We start from the raw sequence: 16,506 nt of genomic DNA, 5'->3' as shown, positions 1-16,506 counted from the left end.
TGAGCCGGGTCGTTTGCGTTGACGGATCACTGCACGCGAGGACGCACTCAGAACTCCTGCCATTCGCCTTCGTCGGCCACCGCCGGGTCGGGCGTGCGTGGGCTGGGCTTGCGGACGGCGACGTTCGGTTTTGCGGGCGGGGCAGGTGGCGCGTGCTTGCCGGTAGTCGCGGCTGCGATGGCGTGGCGCACCGGTGCGCTGATCGTGCCGTCCAGCGTGAACACCGCGACCGATTCGGCCAGCGCCCGGGCCTGGTCCGCCATCGACGTGGCGGCGGCCGACGCTTCTTCCACCAGCGCGGCGTTCTGCTGGGTCGCCTCGTCCATGTGGGTGATGGTCTGGTTGACCTGCTCGATCCCGATCGACTGCTCCTGCGAGGCGGCCGAGATTTCGGCCATGATGTTGGTGACGCGCTGCACGCTCGCGACGATGTCGCTCATCGTGGTGCCGGCCTGGTCGACCAGCGTCGATCCTTCGGCGACCTTGTCCACCGACGCTTCGATCAATCCCTTGATCTCCTTGGCCGCATTGGCGCTGCGCTGGGCGAGGGTGCGCACCTCGCTGGCCACCACCGCGAAGCCACGGCCCTGTTCGCCCGCGCGGGCCGCTTCCACCGCGGCGTTCAACGCCAGGATGTTGGTCTGGAACGCGATGCCGTCGATGACCGAGATGATGTCGGCGATGCGCCGCGATGACTGCTGGATATCGGACATGGTGGCCACCACCTTGCCGACCACCTCGCCGCCCTGCAGCGCCACGCTGGCCGCGCCCATCGCCAGCTGGTTGGCCTCGCGCGCCGAATCCGCGTTCTGCCGCACGGTGGAGGTCAGCTCCTCCATCGAAGCGGCGGTCTCTTCCAGGTTGGCGGCCTGCTGCTCGGTGCGGCGCGACAGGTCCAGGTTGCCGGCGGCGATCTCGCCGGCGGCGGTGTTGATGCTGCCCGACGCATCCTGGATGCCGCCCACGATGTCGGTCAGCCGCGCGACGGTGGCGTTGGCATCGTCGCGCATGGTGGCGAACACGCCATGGAACTCGCCGTCCATGCGAGCGGTCAGGTCGCCGCGGGCGATGGATTTCAGCAGCGCGGAAACCTCCGCCAGATTGCCTTCGGTGGTTTCCATCAGGCGATTGAGGCCTTCGATCATCTCGCGGAAGTCGTACTGGTAGCTTTCCGCCTCGCCGCGCTGGGAAAAATCGCCGGTTGCCGCGGCGGCGGCCAACCGCTTGATGTCGCCATTGATCGCGGCGAGCCGGGCCTTGCAGGCATCCATCGTTTCGGTGATGACGGCCTTCTCGCCGGGCAGCGGCTCCATGTCCACCGAGAGATCGCCCATCGCGTAGTGCCGCATCACCTCGACGGCGCGCATCTTGACGGCGATATGCGCCGCCACCAGTTGGTTGGTGTCGTGCACCATGCGGCCGTAGTCGCCGGGGAAGGCGGTTTCGTCCATGCGGTAGCTGATGATGCCCTGCTCATGGCGTTCGGCCATCAGCGACTGGGCCTGGATGACGGCCTGCACCTGCTCCTGCACCCGCTGCATGCTTTGGGCGAGGCTGCCCTGATCGCCGCGACGCAGGGTGACCGTGCGGCTGAAGTCGCCGGCCGCGATCCGCCGCGCGATGTCGGCGACCTCCGCCGGCTCACCGCCCAGCCGGCGACGCAACTGGCGCGCGATCCATACCCCCAGCAACGCGAGCGCGACCATTGCCAGCGCGGCGCTGAGCCATTGCCGCAAGGCAACGCGCGCCGCGCGCTGGTCGGACAGCAGGTGCGATGCCTGGCCGGCCGCTGCGATGCCGTCGCTGATCTGTTCCATGCGGGTTTCCAGATCCTCGAAGCTGGCGATGAAGGCGGCGTACGCGGTGTCGGTGGTGGATGCGCCGGTCTCGACCTGCCTGATGACGGTGTCCGCGCTGCCGATGTAGGCGTCGAGCGCCGGCACGACGTCCTTCATGGCCTGCGTCGTGTCGTCATCCACGGCCAGGCGCGTATGCACGTCGGCGTCGATGGCCTGGCGGAACGTGGTCGCGTGTTCCTGCCACGACGCGCGCGCGGCGGCGAGCCCGTCGGCGTCGCCCTGACGGCCGGCGAGCAGCGCCGCCAGCACGTCGCCGCGCAAGGCGTCATGCATCATGTCGGCCTGCATGTGGTGCCGCAGCGCCTGGGCGCCGTTGGTCTGGTCTTCCAGTGAGGCCAGCAGGTCGCGCTGGCCCAGGTGGCCGATCAGGCCCATCGCCAGCAGGCCGGTCAGTGCCGAGGCGACCAGGGTGGCGAGCATGTGGGTGGTTTTCATGGCAAGGGTCCTGGGGGTAGGGGGGTCAGAAGCGCGCCGACAGGCCGAGGGTCACGCCGTGGTCGGGGCTGCGCCGGTTGAGGCCGGCGCTGTAGGCGACGTCGAGCTGAACGTCGTCGCTGAGCAGCCAGGCACCGCCCAGGTCGAGCAGGGCGACGGTGCCGCCGTCGTCGTCGCGCGCGATCTGCGGCAGCGCGACTTCGGCGAAGGTGCGGAAGCGCGCCGTCCACGCCTTGCCGACCACCACGCCGAGGATGCCGGCGGTGTAGCGATGGCCGTCCTCGCCGCTTTCGTGGACCAGACCCGGCATCACGCCGAGGGAGTAGTCGCGGGGCAGCTCCCACTCGGCCACCAGCCGCACCGACGGGCGCACGCCATGGCCGCGGAATGCGCGGTCGCCGCTGGGCAGGTCGGCATGCACCAGCCAGGCCAGCGAGGGTCCGTGCTCGCCGGACCCGGCGACGTGGTACTTGGCGCCGACCGAGACATCGGCCACGCCGCGTTCGCGTCCGCCGGCGCCGGTGCTGCGCAGCCAGCCGTCGCCCTCCAGCCGGAGTTCCCAATGGTCGGAGACGCCGACGCGCAGCAGCGTGGGCGTGGCGAACATACGCGTGTCGTCGTCGCGCTCCCAGGCCACGCTGGTTTCGATCTGGGCGCGGCCGGCGCCGACGGTCTGGCTGGACTCGACGAAGTCCGGACGGTCGGTGGCAATGGGCTCGGCGGCGCGCGCGTCGGCGATGGCGGCGGCAATCAGGAGGAGCGGCAGGAAGGAGCGGGCGCGGTTCATGGGAGTCACCAGGGTCGGATGGATCCGGCCTGTCAGCGGCCGGTGGCTCCGTAGCTATCGGCGCCGCCGGGGTTCCGCTTGACTCACATATTTCCTTTCATATCAGTAACTTGTATAACGTTGCGCGGCGCCATAATCGCAAAAACGCAGACGGCCCGGACATTGCCGGGCCGTCGTCGGTGCCATCACGGGAGACACGCCGAACGGTCAGAACGTCTGCCAGTCGTCGTCGCCGGCGATAACGGGCTCCGGCGCGCGCGCCGCGCGCGGCCGCGACGTTCTGGCGACGGGAGCACGCGATGCGGTGACCGGCGCTGCCGGCCTGCGCGCCGGTGCGCTGACCGTCGCCTGCAGCTTGAACACGGACACCGACCCGCTGAGGGCATGCGCCTGCTCTTCCATCGCACGCGCGGCCGCCGACGCTTCTTCCACCAGCGCGGCATTCTGCTGGGTGGTCTCGTCCATCTGGGTGATGGTCTGGTTGACCTGCTCGATGCCGGCGCTCTGTTCCTGCGAGGCGGCGGAGATCTCGGCCATGATGTCGGTCACGCGCTGCACCGACGCCACGATCTCGGCCATCGTCGCACCGGCCTGGTGCACCAGCGCCGAGCCGTCGGCGACCTTGTCCACCGAATTCTCGATCAGGCCCTTGATCTCCTTCGCGGCGTTGGCCGAACGCTGGGCGAGGGTACGCACTTCCGAGGCGACCACGGCGAAGCCGCGGCCCTGTTCGCCGGCACGCGCGGCTTCCACCGCGGCGTTGAGCGCCAGGATGTTGGTCTGGAAGGCGATGCCGTCGATGACCGAGATGATCTCGGCGATCTTCTTCGACGACTGTTCGATGTCGGTCATGGTGGTGACGACCTTGCCGACCACGTCGCCGCCCTGCGAGGCCACGCTGGCCGCGCCGATGGCGAGCTGGTTGGCCTGGCGGGCGGATTCGGCGTTCTGGCGCACGGTGGAGGTCAGTTCCTCCATCGAGGCGGCGGTCTCTTCCAGGTTGGCGGCCTGCTGTTCGGTACGGCGCGAGAGGTCGTTGTTGCCGGCGGCGATTTCGCCGGCGGCGGTATTGATGGAGCCGGAGGCGTCCTGGATGCGGCCGACGATGTCGGTCAGCTGCGCCACCGTGGCGTTGGCGTCGTCGCGCATCCTGGCGAACACGCCATGGAAATCGCCGTCCATCCGCGCGGTCAGGTCGCCGCGGGCGATCGCCTTCAGCAGTTCGGAGACGTCTGCGAGATTGCCGTCGGTGGTTTCCATCAGGTGGTTCAGGCCATCGACCATCTCGCGGAAGTCGTGGCGGTACTGGTCCACGTCGCCACGCTGACTGAAATCGCCGGCGGAGGCGGCCATGGCCAGGCGCTTGATCTCGCCATTGATCGCCGACAGCGTGGCTTTGCAGGCATCCAGCGTTTCGGTGATGAACGCCTTCTCGCCTGGCAGGCGATCCATGTCTTCCGTCAGGTCGCCGTCGGCATAGCGGCGCATGATGCCGACCGCACGCATCTTGACCGCGATGTGCGCGGCGACCAGCGCATTGGTATCGCGCACCATGCGGCCGTATTCGCCGGGGAACGCGCTGTCGTCGATGCGGAAGCTGATCTGGCCTTCGTCGTGGCGACGCGTCATTTCGGTCTGCGCCGCGATCACCGCCACCACCTGCGTCTGCACGCTGTGCATGGCGGAGAGCAGTTGGCCGACTTCATCCTGGCGGGTCGTGTCGATCCGGCCGTCCAGCCGTCCCGCCGCCACATCGCCGGCGATGGCCACGGCGCGGCGCAACGGACGCGAAACCACGCGGCGCACGCCGACCCAGGTGAACACGCCGATCACCACCAGCGCGAGCAGCGACAGCGACAGGATCGCGATGGTCAGGGCATGGCTGGACGCGAGCACCGTGGCCTGCGGCTCCACCGCCACCAGCGCCCATTTCCACGGCGTGAACCGCTTCACCGCGACCAGTGCCGGTACCGCGTCGTCGCCGGCCTTTGGTGCGACCTCCAGCACGGCGTGGCCGTGGTCCTGGTCGAGCAGCGACTTCATCGCGGCCAAGGAGCCGGCGTCCACCACATCGGGGTAGGGCGCATCCTGGCTGGCGGGGTGCGCGGCCAGCGTGCCGTGCCTGTCGCCCTCGGCGAGGTCGATGACGAAGAAGTAACCGGCTTCACCCAGCTTGGTGGTGCGCAGCTTGTCCTTCAGCGCGGCCAGTCCGTCGCCGTAGTTCTGGCCGACGAACAGGATGCCGACGGTGGCGCCTGTCGCATCCTGCAGCGGCTGGTAGTGGGTCATGTAGTCGCGACCGAACAGGCGCGCGCGGCCGGTGTACGGCTTGTCTTCCAGCATCAGCGCGTAGGCCGGATGCTGGTGGTCCAGCGCTGTGCCGATGACGCGCTGTTCTTCCACATTGCGCAGCGACGTGGTGACACGGGTGAAGTCGTCGCCCTGGCGCACGAAGAGGGTGGCAACCACACCCGTGGCATCGGTGAACCGGTCCACGTCGGTGAAATCCAGGTTCATCGTCTGCTCGCCGAAGCGCAACGCCGGCACCTCGACATCGCCGATGGGCGTGCTGGTGGCAGGATCCACCGACACGTCGCCGGAGGGCAGCGATGCGCGGAAGGCGCGCGCCATGCGTTGCGTGGCCTCGCTCAGCGTACTGTCGTAGAGCGCGACGGATTCCAGCATGACCTGCGCGGCGACATCCAGGTCGGCGAGTGCGCGGTCCTGGATGGCGCGGCTGGACTGCCGTTGCACCACGAAGGCGAGGAGGGCGAGTACCACCGCAACCGCGAGGGTGACCTGGAGGGAGAGCTTGCTGCCGAGCGAAAGACGCGCGAGTCGGGTCATGGGGGTACGTGGTTGAGGTATCCAGACCGGTATCGGCGTTACGCCCGCCACATTGAGTGCTGCGTCGGGGTTTTCCCGACGAACGGTAAATGCATGTAGGTGCAGCGGTGTCCTGTCTCCCGACGCACACGGCCCGGACATGCCGGGCCGTGTGGGTGACGCGACGCCGGGAGGCCCCGGGCCCGGCTCAGAACTCCTGCCAGTCGCCGTCGGCCAGCGCCGGCTCCGGCTTGCGCACGGTCGGCTTGCGGGCCACCGCCTTGGCGGCGGGCTTCGGCGTGGCCATGGCGGCGGTTGAAATGGCCTTGCGCACCGGCGCGCTGACCGGCGCCGACTGCAGCTTGAACACCGATACCGACGCGGTCAGTGCCTGCGCCTGCTCTTCCATCGAACGGGCGGCGGCGGTGGCTTCCTCCACCAGCGCGGCATTCTGCTGGGTCGCCTCGTCCATCTGGGTGATGGTCTGGTTGACCTGCTCGATGCCGGCGCTCTGTTCCTGCGAGGCGGCGGAGATCTCGGCCATGATGTCGGTCACGCGCTGCACCGACGCCACGATCTCGGCCATGGTCGCGCCGGCCTGGTGCACCAGCGCCGAGCCGTCGGCGACCTTGTCCACCGAATTCTCGATCAGGCCCTTGATCTCCTTCGCGGCGTTGGCCGAACGCTGGGCGAGGGTACGCACTTCCGAGGCGACCACGGCGAAGCCGCGGCCCTGTTCGCCGGCACGCGCCGCTTCCACCGCGGCGTTCAGCGCCAGGATGTTGGTCTGGAAGGCGATGCCGTCGATGACCGAGATGATCTCGGCGATCTTCTTCGACGACTGTTCGATGTCGGTCATCGTGGTGACGACCCTGCCCACCACGTCGCCGCCCTGCGAGGCGACCGACGCGGCACCGATGGCGAGCTGGTTGGCCTGGCGGGCGGACTCGGCGTTCTGGCGCACGGTGGAGGTCAGTTCCTCCATCGAGGCGGCGGTCTCTTCCAGGTTGGCGGCCTGCTGTTCGGTACGGCGCGAGAGGTCGTTGTTGCCGGCGGCGATCTCGCCGGCGGCGGTGTTGATGCTCAGCGAGGCGGTCTGGATGCCGCCGACGATCTCGGTCAGCTGCGTCACGGTGGCATCGGCGTCGTCGCGCATGGTGGCGAACACACCGTGGAAATCACCTTCCATGCGCGCGGTCAGGTCGCCGCGCGCGATCGCCCTGAGCAGCTCGGAGACTTCGGCGAGGTTGCCGTCGGTCGTCTCCATCAGCTGGTTCAGCCCGCAGATCATGTCGCGGAAGTCGTACTGGTACTTGTCCACATCACCGCGCTGGCTGAAATCGCCAGAAGCAGCGGCCGCCGCCAGGCGCTTGATCTCGGCATTGATGGCCGAGAGATTCGCTTTGGTCGCGTCCATGGCGTCGGTGAGCTGGGCCTTCTCGCCGGGCAGGCGATCCATGTCGATCGACAGGTCGCCGACGGCGTAGCGCTGCATGACTTCCACAAGGCGCATCTTGACGGCGATATGCGAACCGACCAGCGCGTTGGTGTCGCGGACCATGCGGCCGTAGTCGCCGGGGAAGGCGCTGTCGTCCATCCGGTAGCTGATCCGGCCTTCGTCATGGCGTACCGCCATTTCGCTCTGGGCGGCGATGACCGACTTCACCTGCGTCTGCATGCGCTGCATGGAGCCGAGCAGGTCGCCCAGCTCGCTGCGGTCGTCGATGACGATCTGGCGATCCAGCTGGCCACGCGCCACGGCGTCGGCGACGCTCGCGACCTCGGCCATCGGACGCACGATCGAGCGGGTGATGAGGACCGCGGCCGCGATGGCCAGCATCAATGCCACCGCCACCAGCAGGCCGATGGCGCGGAGGTTGTTGGTATAGCCGGCCTGCTGGGCGGCAACGGATTCGTCCAGCTCCTTCATCTTGTCGTCCAGCATGACGGCGACGGCATCGGCGGTGGCCTGGCGCAGGTCGCCGGCACCGCTGGCGGGCGTCAGGTCGCCGACCTTGACCGATTCGATCAGCAGGCGGCTGTTGTCGAAGTAGAGCGCGGACTTGGCCAGCATCTGCTGGTACAGCGCTTTCTGCTGCGGGTCCGAGAGGGTGGCGCCGTACGCTTTCGAAAGCTCGTCGAAGGCCTTGCTTCCCGCGACCAGCTCGCCGGTGTACTCGGCGACCTTCTCCGGGTCCTGGTAGCCAGCGACCAGGCCGCGCTCACTGACCCGGTATTCGGCCAGCATCGTGGCCATGCGTCCCAGGTCGCGGATGGCCGGCACCTCCTTGTTCATGATCCCGACCACCACGCCCTGGGCCACGCCCATCCGCTGCACGGAAAACGCGCCGGTGGCGACGATGAGCAGGACGAGCACGGCGAAGCCGATGGCCAGGCGTTTGCCGATCTTGAGGTGCTTGAACATGGAGACGGTCTCGAAAGAGTTCAGTGGATGTGCCGGTGCATCGGGAGGAAGCAGAGCGGTCCATGCCCGTGGTGCGATACCCGTCTCTGAGTAGCGGCGCAATGTGAGAGTTCTTTACGACGGCCGGGCGGAAAAGTAAGCGCGCTTACCTGGCGGTCGTCCACGCGTTGCGCAGACCGTGACCGGTCGCGCAACACGCGGCATACGGCATCAGAATGCGAGCTGCGCGCGTAGCTGGAACACGCTCGGATCGGCAGAGAAGGCGCCGCGGGTGGCGTCGGTCTTCACGTAGTTCGCCTGGAACTTGAAGTACGGCGTCAGGTACCAGTTGGCGCCCAGCGTCCAGTTGTGCTCGCGGCCACCGGCGATGCCGTCGCTGTCCAGGTCGATGCGGCTGTAGCGGGCCAGCAGCTCCAGCGCGCCGTACGCGCCCTTGGGCTTGGGGTTGGCGACGTTGCCGCCGCTGTAGCCACGCGACTCGCCGGTCGCCAGCCAACTGGCGAACACGTAACCGCCGTCCGCGGAGTAGGACGGCAGGCCCAGCTCGCGCGCGGTCTTCTGTCGCAGGTATTCGCCCTGCAGCGACCACGGACCATGGATCCACAGCGCTTCCACGCCGGTGCGGTCGATGCGGTCCACGCGCGTGAGCGTGCCCGAGTCCACCAGCCGCACGCCGGTGAGCGCGGCTTCGGGACGCGCGCGCCAGCGCACGCTGGGATGCACGGTCACGCCGAGGCCGTTGACCTCGCTGTCCGGACGCTCCTGCGAGCCGGCCACGCCCAGGTGCAGCACGTCGCCGGCCGCCTTGCGCGGGGTCCACGCCAGGCGCACCGCGGTGGTGTCGCCCTTGTTGTTGCCGAGCAGGTCGGATTCGAAGAAGTAGCCGGCGTTGGCGATGTAGCGCTCGCGCTCGAACGCCCAGTCGATGCCGCTGCGGCGGTTCTCGTAGAACGCCTGCGTCGGCAGCGCGCTTTCCAGGAAGCTCACCGCACGCGTGGCGGTGTTGCCTTCGAAGCCCAGCGGCACCTTCATCTGGCCGAGGCGGACCTTGCCCAGGTCGCGGCCGAACAGGGCCTTGGTCTCCACCCGCAGCGCCACGTCGTTCCAGCTCTTGGCGTGGAAGTCGTAGGTCACGCCGAGGTCGTAGACGCCCTTCTTGCGCAGGGTGAAGCCGAGCTCCTGCCGACGCCACGCGTCGTCGTCTTCCAGCGCGGCGCCGTTGTAGCCCTCGCCGGAAAAGTCGTTGGCGTCGTACTGCAGGTTGCCGCCGAGGCTCAGCTCGGTACCGCCGGCGAAGGCGATCTTCGGCGGCCACGCGGTCGCGGTGGCCTTGCCGTCGTCGGCACGGGCACCGGCGTGCACGGCCAGCAGGGCGAGGGCGAGGGTGGAGAAGGCGTACTTCATGCGGATATCCGGAGTGTAAGGGCGTGCGCCGTCGGGCGTCGCCCGCGGTGGGCGACGCATACGGGGACGCGGGGAGAGAGGGGTCAGGCGGCCTGCTGCATCCTGCGCGCGCGCACCAGACCGCCGACGTCGACGATCAGGGCGACGCGGCCGTCGCCGAGGATGGTGGCGCCGGAAATGCCTTCGATGCGGCGGTAGTTGTTCTCGAGGTTCTTCACCACGACCTGCTGCTGGCCGATCAGTTCGTCGACTTCCAGCGCCAGCTTCTGGCCATCGGCTTCCACCACCACCACCAGCGGGTCCGCGTTGCGGTTGTCGCCGTAGCGGTAGTACTCGTTCAGCGCGACGATCGGCAGGTATTCGCCGCGCACCCGCAGCACGCGGCCGTCGCCGCCCACCGTGCGCACGTCTTCGGCCTGCGGCTGCAGCGCTTCCAGCACGTAGGTCAGCGGCAGGATGAGGGTCTCTTCGCCGACCGACACCGCCATGCCGTCGAGGATGGCGAGCGTCAGCGGCAGGCGGATCACCACGCGGGTGCCCTGGCCGGCCGCGCTTTCCAGCTGGACTTCGCCGCCCAGCGCCTGGATGTTGCGACGGACCACATCCATGCCGACGCCGCGACCGGACAGGTCGGTGACCGCGTCGGCGGTGGAGAAGCCCGGCTGGAAGATCAGGTCCCAGACCTGCGCATCGGTCGGGTTCTCCGGCACCGCGAGTCCGCGCTCGGCCGCCTTGGCGAGGATGCGCTCGCGGTTGAGGCCGCGGCCGTCGTCGCTGACTTCGATGACGATATGGCCACCCTGGTGCGAGGCCGCCAGGGTGATGGTGCCGGTCTCGTCCTTGCCGGCCTGCGCGCGCACGTCGGGCATTTCCAGACCGTGGTCGATCGAGTTGCGCACCAGGTGCACCAGCGGATCAGCGATGCGTTCGATCAGGCCCTTGTCCAGCTCGGTGCCTTCGCCGATGGTCCGCAGGCGTACCTGCTTGCCGAGGCGCGCGGACAGGTCGCGGACCAGGCGCGGGAAGCGGCGGAACACGGCGTCCACCGGCAGCATGCGCACGCCGATGACGGCTTCCTGCAGGTCGCGGGTGTTGCGCTCCAGCAGGTCGAGGCCGGCGAACAGGCGCTCGCACTGGGCCTGGTCGAGCAGGCCGGAGACCTGCTTCAGCATGGCCTGGGTGATGACGAGTTCGCCGACCAGGTTGATCAGCCCGTCGATCTTGTCGACGCTGACACGGATGGAGGTCTCGGCCGCGTCGTTGGCGGCGGGTGCGGTCGCGGCGGCAGGCGCCTGCGCACCGCTGGCGACGACGGCGGCCACCGGCTGCGCGGCGATGGCGGCGGCTTCGACCGGCACGGCGTTGCGCTGCATCGGCTGGATGTCGAGTTCGCAGTCGTCGACGACCCAGGCGAACACGTCGTCCACCGCGCTGCGCGGGACCTTGCCGATCAGGCCGAGGTCCCAGGCCAGGTAGGCTTCCAGCGGATCGATCTGCTCGAAACCGGGCAGGCGTTCCATGCGGCACGCGATTTCCAGCGGGCCGAGATGTTCCAGTTCGCGCAGGATGCGCAGCGGATCGTTGCCGCTCATGAACAGCGACGGCGCCGGGGTGAAGCCGATCTTCCAGCCATCGGGTTCGGACTCGGCCATCGCGACGGCGGCCGGCGTGGTGGCGGCCGGTGCGTCCTGTCCGGACAGCACCGCGTTGAGGCGGTCCTTCATCGCCTGCACGGCGGCGGGATCGGCGGGCGTACCGTGTTCGGCTTCGGCCAGCAGGGCGCGCAGTACGTCGACCGAGGCGAGCATCGCATCGACCGCAGGCGGACTGACCGCACGCTGGCCGGCACGCAGTTCGTCCAGCAGCGTCTCCAGCACGTGGGTCATGCCGGCGATGGCGTCGAAGCCAAACGTCGCCGAACCACCCTTGATGGAGTGCGCGGCACGGAAGATGGAATTGATCAGGTCGCCGTCGCGGTTGCCTTGTTCCAGCGACAGCAGGCCGGCTTCCATGGCCTCCAGCCCTTCGCGGCTTTCCTCGAAGAACGTGGCGTGGAAGCGCTGCATGTCCATGTTCATGGCGACGGTGCCCTGGTGCGGTCGGAAGGTAAGCGGAGGAGGTGGGGATCAGCCCAGGACTTTCTGGACGGTGGCGACCAGCTGTTCCGGGTTGAACGGCTTGACCAGCCAGCCGGTGGCGCCGGCGGCCTTGCCTTCGGCCTTCTTGTCGGCGGCCGATTCGGTGGTCAGCATCAGCATCGGCGTGAACTTGTAGTCCGGCAGGCCGCGCAGCGCACGGATCAGCGAGATGCCGTCCATGTTGGGCATGTTGACGTCGGTGACGACGGCATTGAACTTCTGTCCCTGCGCGCGGCCCAGGGCGACCTGGCCGTCTTCGGCTTCATCTACCGCGAAACCCGCCGAGCTCAGGGCAAAGGCGACCATCTGTCGCATCGAGGCCGAATCGTCCACTACCAGAATGCGTGCGCTCATGCGGCGTTCTCCACTTGTTGCGTGTTGTGTTCGTTGTCGTTGGCCAGGCCGAGCTGCGGCGCGATGCCGAGCAGGCGCGCGGCGTCGCGGAAACTCTGGCTGACCGCACTGAAATCCGTGGCCAGCCCGGCCTGCTCGCGCTGGCGCACGAAGCTGCACAGCACCTGCAGGCTTGCGGTGTGCACGCGCTGCACGGTGCCGGCGTCCAGCGCCAGCGGTTCCGGCTGCGCGACATGCGGGGCCAGGTGCTGCTTGAGGTCGGTGGCGGCCTCGATACCGAGGTCGTCACCCAATGGCACAGCGCTCATCGTGTCTCCGGAAAGGCGGCTCTTGTGATGTATCGGCGCGGCGGGGCCGCTCTTGAGCGACGGGTGTGAATGTGTGACGGAGTTGGGTAAAGCGAGGAGTGAGTGGAGAGGAGTGAGGAGTGAGCGAAAGCCCCGACGTCGTTCTTAGTCACTTCTCACTCCTCTCCACTCACTGCTCGCCTCACTGCAGGATCCGCGACGCGTCCAGCAGGATCACCGCGTTGTCGTTCAGTCGCGCAATGCCGCGGAACAGCGGGTTCGACATGCGGCCGACGCGTGCGTTGTCCGGCGATTCGATCTGCTGGTCGGCGAGATTGGCGACGTCCTCGACCGCGGTCACGCGCAGGCCCAGCGTTTCGCCATGCTCTTCGAGCACCACGATGCGGGTGACGGCATCGACGTCCACGCTGCGCCGGCCCAGGTACAGGCCCAGGTCGATCACCGGCACCACCTGGCCGCGCAGGTTCATCACGCCGAGCATGTGCGGTGCGGCGCCGCGCAGGGGCAGCAAGGTGGCCGGGCGCACGACTTCCTGCACCTTCAGCAGTTCCAGCGCGTAGTGCTGCTGGTCGCAGCGCAGGCGCAGCCAGCGGGTCTTGCGTTCGGTCGCGCGACGACGCTCGCCGCTATCGCTCGGCGTCAGCAGGAAGGGCTTGGCCGGCAACGGTGCGGTCGCGCGCGGAGACGGTGCGAGCGGCGCCGGGGCGGCCGGCGCGGGTGCCACGCGCGAGGTCGGCGCGGCACCGCCATGCAGATCGTCGAGCAGGGCTTCGAATTCGTCGTCGCCGATCAGGTCGTCGCGGTCCGGTCGGACCGGGGCGACGGCGAGCGCGGGTGCCGCCGCTTGCGGTGCCGGCGGTGCGGGCGGGGTCGCGACCGCGGTCGGTGCGCCGTCGCCATGCAACTGGTCGAGCAGGGCTTCGAACTCGTCGTCGCTGATCAGGTCCGCTTCGCTGCCGGCGCGCACGGGCGCGACCGCGAGCGTGGAGGCGGGCGCAGGCGGCACCGGCGCTTCGATGGTCGCGCCGGGTGGGCCGTCGCCATGCAGCGTGTCGAGCAGGGCCTCGAATTCGTCGTCGGTGATCAGGTCGGCTTCGCTGCCGGCACGCACCGGGGCCACGGCGAGCGCAGGCGCAGCGACGGGCAGGGGATCCGCCGCAGGCGCGACGGCCGCCGGCTCGGCGGCCTGCGCTGGCGGCACGGCGACATCGCCGAGCAGGTCGAGCAGGTAGTCGTCGAGGACGGCCGGGGTGGTCATGCGGCCTGCTCCGTGTCGCGGGCTTCGGTCAGCAGCAGCCAGTCCAGTGCGCGGCGATACGCCGACAGTCCGCGACCGGGATACGCGGCGGCCGGACTGGAACGCGTCAGGACGTCGACGCTGCAGATGCGGGTGTCGTTGGGGATGGCGTCGTTCCAGACGCGCTCGCCGTATTCGTCCTGCATGGCCTTGAGTGTCTCCGCGCCGGTGCGCGTGCGCTTGTCATGCAGCGTCGGCAGGATGGACACCGGCAGCTCGCGGTGGCGCGAGCGCTGGATCATCTCCGCCGTGCGGCACATGCCCTTGAGGCCGTGCAGCGCGAGCGGCTCGGTCTGCGTCGGAATGATGACGTGGTCGGCTGCGGCCAGCGCGTTCACCATCAGCAGGCCGAGCGTGGGCGGGCAGTCGAACAGCACGTGGTCGTAGGCGTGGCCGCCGCGCGCCAGCGCATTGGACAGCGCCAGGCCGAGGCCGGGCTGGGTGGCGCTGCGGCGCTCCAGCGTGGCCAGCGGCGTCTGCGCGGCGACGAAGGACAGGTTCTCGATCTCGGTGGCGCGCGCCACGCTGGCCAGCGCCGGCGGCTGCTCGTCGAACAGGTCCAGCACGCCGGTCGGCTGCGGATCGGTGGCGAGGCCGAAGGCGCGCGTCAGCGACGCATGCGGATCCAGGTCGATCAGCAGCACGCGATGGCCACGCATGGCCAGGCCGCGGCCGAGGGCGAGGGTGGTGGTGGTCTTGCCGACGCCGCCTTTCTGGTTGGCGATTGCCCACACGCGCATCACTGGACTCCTTCATGGACCTGGGGCGCCGGCGGCGCTCCGGGCATGGGCGACGCGGCGTGGGCCGGCAGCGGCGGCAGCGAGATCACTGACGGCGGCGGCGGGGCTTGTTCCTGTGCCTGCAAGTTCGGTGCCGGACCGGTGGGACTGGCCAGGATGATCAGCAGGACGCGGCGATTGGCGTTGCGGCCTTCCTGGGTGGCGTTGTCGGCGATGGGGCGGAACTCGCCGTAGCCGATCATCGCCAGCCGCTCCGGCGGAATTCCGTCGCGCACGAACAGGTGCACCACGCTGGCGGCGCGGGCGGACGACAGTTCCCAGTTAGACGGGAATTGCGAGGTCCGGATCGGGCGGTCGTCGGTATAGCCCTCCACGCGCACTGAATTGGGCACGTTGCCCAGCACGGCGGCCAGCTTGCCCACGGTCTGCTGGGCCTGCGGGTCCAGCGCCGCCGAGCCGGTGGCGAACAGGATGTCGCTGTTGATCTGCACTTCCAGCCACAGCGCCGAGCGCTTGATGGTCACCAGCTTCTCGTCGATCAGCGGCGCCAGCGCCCGCTCCAGGTCGTCGGCGATGCGCTTGAGCTCGCCCTGTGCGGCCTGCAGGCCATTGGCGTCGAGCGACATGTTCATCTGCGAGGCCATCGCCGCCAGCAGGGTGACGTTGGGCGAGGGCGACGGTGCGGACGGCCCTTCCTTGGCGCCGGACTTGATCGGCGAGGGGCGGTCGAAGTCCGAGCCCTGCAGCTGGTGGTTGCCGACCTGCACCGGATTGATCGTGCGCGGCGCGCCCCCGAAAGCGGCGGTCAGCGCATCGGCGACCACCCGGTACTTGCCTTCGTTGACGGTGGAGATGGCGTACATCACCACGAAGAAGGCGAGCAGCAGCGTCATCAGGTCGGCATAGGGGATCGCCCAGGCCTCGTGGTTGGCGTGCTCTTCGTGCTTCTTCCTGCGTGCCATCGCCGTCGTCCCGCAGGCTCAGTGCAGGAAACCGGCCAGCTTGGCCTCGATGTTGCGCGGGTTCTCGCCCTGCGCGATGGCGATCAGGCCTTCGATGATCATTTCCTGCTCGCGGCTGCGGCCGCCGATCACGCTCTTCAGCTTGCTGGCGATGGGCAGGAAGAACAGGTTGGCCGAGGCGATGCCATAGATGGTCGCGGTGAACGCGGCGGCGATGCCGTGGCCCAGCTTGCTGGGGTCGGCCAGGTTCTTCATCACCGCGATCAGGCCGAACACGGCGCCGATGATGCCCAGCGTGGGCGCGTAGATGCCCATCGCCTCGAACACCTTGGCGGCGGCGAGGTCCTGGTGTTCCTGGCCGTTGAGGTCGATCTCCATCATGTGGCGGATCGACTCCGGCTCCACGCCGTCGACCAGCATCTGCAGGCCCTTCTTCAGGAACGGATCGTCCTGCTGGCTGACCACCGGCTCCAGGCCGAGCAGGCCCTGCTTGCGCGCGATATTGCTCCATTCGACGATCTGCGCGAGCAGCGCGTCGCCGTCGTTGCCCGGCGGCCGGATGATCCAGCGCATGATGGCGAGCGCGCGCTTGAACACCGGCGGCGGCGTGTGCACCAGGATGGCGGCGAGCGTGCCGAGGATGACGATGACGAAGGCGGCGGACGACCACAGCGACGACAGGCCGGCACCCTTGAGGATGCTGCCGCCCACCAGGGCGACCAGCGCCAGCAGGAGTCCGATGAGGCTGAAGATGTCCATGTGCTGATCTATCGGCCCGGTCGAGGGGGACTTGAGGCAACGCGGGTGTGGAAGCCACGCGAGACGCGACCGGGATCACACCCGGCCCGCACCATTGGTAGGAGCGCCCTCGGGCGCGACGCTCTTGCATTTCAGGGAGAAGCATCGCGCCCGAGGGCGCTCCTACAAAGCTGGCTATGCCGTCGCGCGCGATCCGTCGACATCGAGGATCA

12 protein-coding genes are annotated in these 16,506 nt (G+C 68.8%); all 12 read right to left on the bottom strand.

Annotated features, from left to right (window positions below):
* Window positions 1-47 precede the first annotated feature (47 nt).
* The 12 genes from AC04MD_RS15515 to AC04MD_RS15460 all read right to left on the bottom strand — a co-directional run bounded on the left by AC04MD_RS15515 (window position 48) and on the right by AC04MD_RS15460 (window position 16,294).
* Window positions 48-2,294, bottom strand: coding sequence for a methyl-accepting chemotaxis protein (locus AC04MD_RS15515; protein WP_475498191.1), 2,247 nt, complete (start codon window positions 2,292-2,294; stop codon window positions 48-50).
* A 25-nt stretch (window positions 2,295-2,319) separates the two neighbouring features.
* Window positions 2,320-3,081 carry a transporter gene (locus tag AC04MD_RS15510; RefSeq protein ID WP_475498190.1) on the bottom strand — a complete coding sequence of 254 codons (762 nt, stop codon included), beginning with the start codon at window positions 3,079-3,081 and terminating at the stop codon, window positions 2,320-2,322.
* 207 nt (window positions 3,082-3,288) lie between these two features.
* The gene (locus AC04MD_RS15505; RefSeq protein WP_475498189.1) at window positions 3,289-5,928 is read right to left on the bottom strand and encodes a Cache 3/Cache 2 fusion domain-containing protein; all 2,640 of its coding nucleotides are present in this window, start codon (window positions 5,926-5,928) and stop codon (window positions 3,289-3,291) included.
* 187 nt (window positions 5,929-6,115) lie between these two features.
* Entirely contained in the window at window positions 6,116-8,332 is a 2,217-nt protein-coding gene (locus AC04MD_RS15500; protein ID WP_475498188.1) for a methyl-accepting chemotaxis protein, read from the bottom strand.
* A gap of 210 nt (window positions 8,333-8,542) precedes the next feature.
* The gene (locus AC04MD_RS15495; protein WP_475498187.1) at window positions 8,543-9,736 is read right to left on the bottom strand and encodes an OprO/OprP family phosphate-selective porin; all 1,194 of its coding nucleotides are present in this window, start codon (window positions 9,734-9,736) and stop codon (window positions 8,543-8,545) included.
* 83 nt (window positions 9,737-9,819) lie between these two features.
* On the bottom strand, window positions 9,820-11,814 hold the full coding sequence (locus AC04MD_RS15490) for a chemotaxis protein CheA (protein WP_475498186.1): 1,995 nt from the start codon (window positions 11,812-11,814) through the stop codon (window positions 9,820-9,822).
* A 48-nt stretch (window positions 11,815-11,862) separates the two neighbouring features.
* A complete protein-coding gene (locus AC04MD_RS15485; protein ID WP_162338451.1) occupies window positions 11,863-12,228 on the bottom strand; it encodes a response regulator in 366 nt (121 codons plus the stop codon).
* Window positions 12,225-12,536, bottom strand: coding sequence for an STAS domain-containing protein (locus AC04MD_RS15480; RefSeq protein WP_475498185.1), 312 nt, complete (start codon window positions 12,534-12,536; stop codon window positions 12,225-12,227). Before AC04MD_RS15480 ends, AC04MD_RS15485 begins: the two co-directional genes overlap by 4 nt.
* Before the next feature lie 181 nt (window positions 12,537-12,717).
* Window positions 12,718-13,794 (bottom strand): chemotaxis protein CheW, encoded by a 1,077-nt coding sequence (locus AC04MD_RS15475; protein ID WP_475498184.1) that lies wholly within the window; start codon window positions 13,792-13,794, stop codon window positions 12,718-12,720.
* Complete coding sequence (locus AC04MD_RS15470; protein WP_475498183.1) at window positions 13,791-14,573, bottom strand: ParA family protein; 783 nt, start codon at window positions 14,571-14,573, stop codon at window positions 13,791-13,793. The genes AC04MD_RS15475 and AC04MD_RS15470 overlap by 4 nt, the downstream gene beginning before the upstream one ends.
* Window positions 14,573-15,535, bottom strand: a complete 963-nt coding sequence (gene motD, locus AC04MD_RS15465; RefSeq protein WP_475498182.1) for a flagellar motor protein MotD — start codon at window positions 15,533-15,535, stop codon at window positions 14,573-14,575. Before motD ends, AC04MD_RS15470 begins: the two co-directional genes overlap by 1 nt.
* 18 nt (window positions 15,536-15,553) lie before the next feature.
* Complete coding sequence (locus AC04MD_RS15460) at window positions 15,554-16,294, bottom strand: flagellar motor protein (RefSeq protein ID WP_475498181.1); 741 nt, start codon at window positions 16,292-16,294, stop codon at window positions 15,554-15,556.
* Window positions 16,295-16,506: the final 212 nt, after the last annotated feature.

This window comes from Pseudoxanthomonas sp. LjRoot206, assembly GCF_056175725.1.
The sequence above is the reverse complement of the archived record's forward strand: the minus strand, read 5'-3'. Positions and strand labels throughout refer to the sequence as shown.

Coding starts and splice junctions, on each gene's coding strand:
- AC04MD_RS15470 (WP_475498183.1), bottom strand. CDS start 14,573: ATGCGCGTGTGGGCAATCGCCAACCAGAAAGGCGGCGTCGGCAAGACC.
- AC04MD_RS15485 (WP_162338451.1), bottom strand. CDS start 12,228: ATGAGCGCACGCATTCTGGTAGTGGACGATTCGGCCTCGATGCGACAG.
- AC04MD_RS15515 (WP_475498191.1), bottom strand. CDS start 2,294: ATGAAAACCACCCACATGCTCGCCACCCTGGTCGCCTCGGCACTGACC.
- AC04MD_RS15505 (WP_475498189.1), bottom strand. CDS start 5,928: ATGACCCGACTCGCGCGTCTTTCGCTCGGCAGCAAGCTCTCCCTCCAG.
- AC04MD_RS15495 (WP_475498187.1), bottom strand. CDS start 9,736: ATGAAGTACGCCTTCTCCACCCTCGCCCTCGCCCTGCTGGCCGTGCAC.
- AC04MD_RS15460 (WP_475498181.1), bottom strand. CDS start 16,294: ATGGACATCTTCAGCCTCATCGGACTCCTGCTGGCGCTGGTCGCCCTG.
- AC04MD_RS15500 (WP_475498188.1), bottom strand. CDS start 8,332: ATGTTCAAGCACCTCAAGATCGGCAAACGCCTGGCCATCGGCTTCGCC.
- motD (WP_475498182.1), bottom strand. CDS start 15,535: ATGGCACGCAGGAAGAAGCACGAAGAGCACGCCAACCACGAGGCCTGG.
- AC04MD_RS15480 (WP_475498185.1), bottom strand. CDS start 12,536: ATGAGCGCTGTGCCATTGGGTGACGACCTCGGTATCGAGGCCGCCACC.
- AC04MD_RS15490 (WP_475498186.1), bottom strand. CDS start 11,814: ATGAACATGGACATGCAGCGCTTCCACGCCACGTTCTTCGAGGAAAGC.
- AC04MD_RS15475 (WP_475498184.1), bottom strand. CDS start 13,794: ATGACCACCCCGGCCGTCCTCGACGACTACCTGCTCGACCTGCTCGGC.
- AC04MD_RS15510 (WP_475498190.1), bottom strand. CDS start 3,081: ATGAACCGCGCCCGCTCCTTCCTGCCGCTCCTCCTGATTGCCGCCGCC.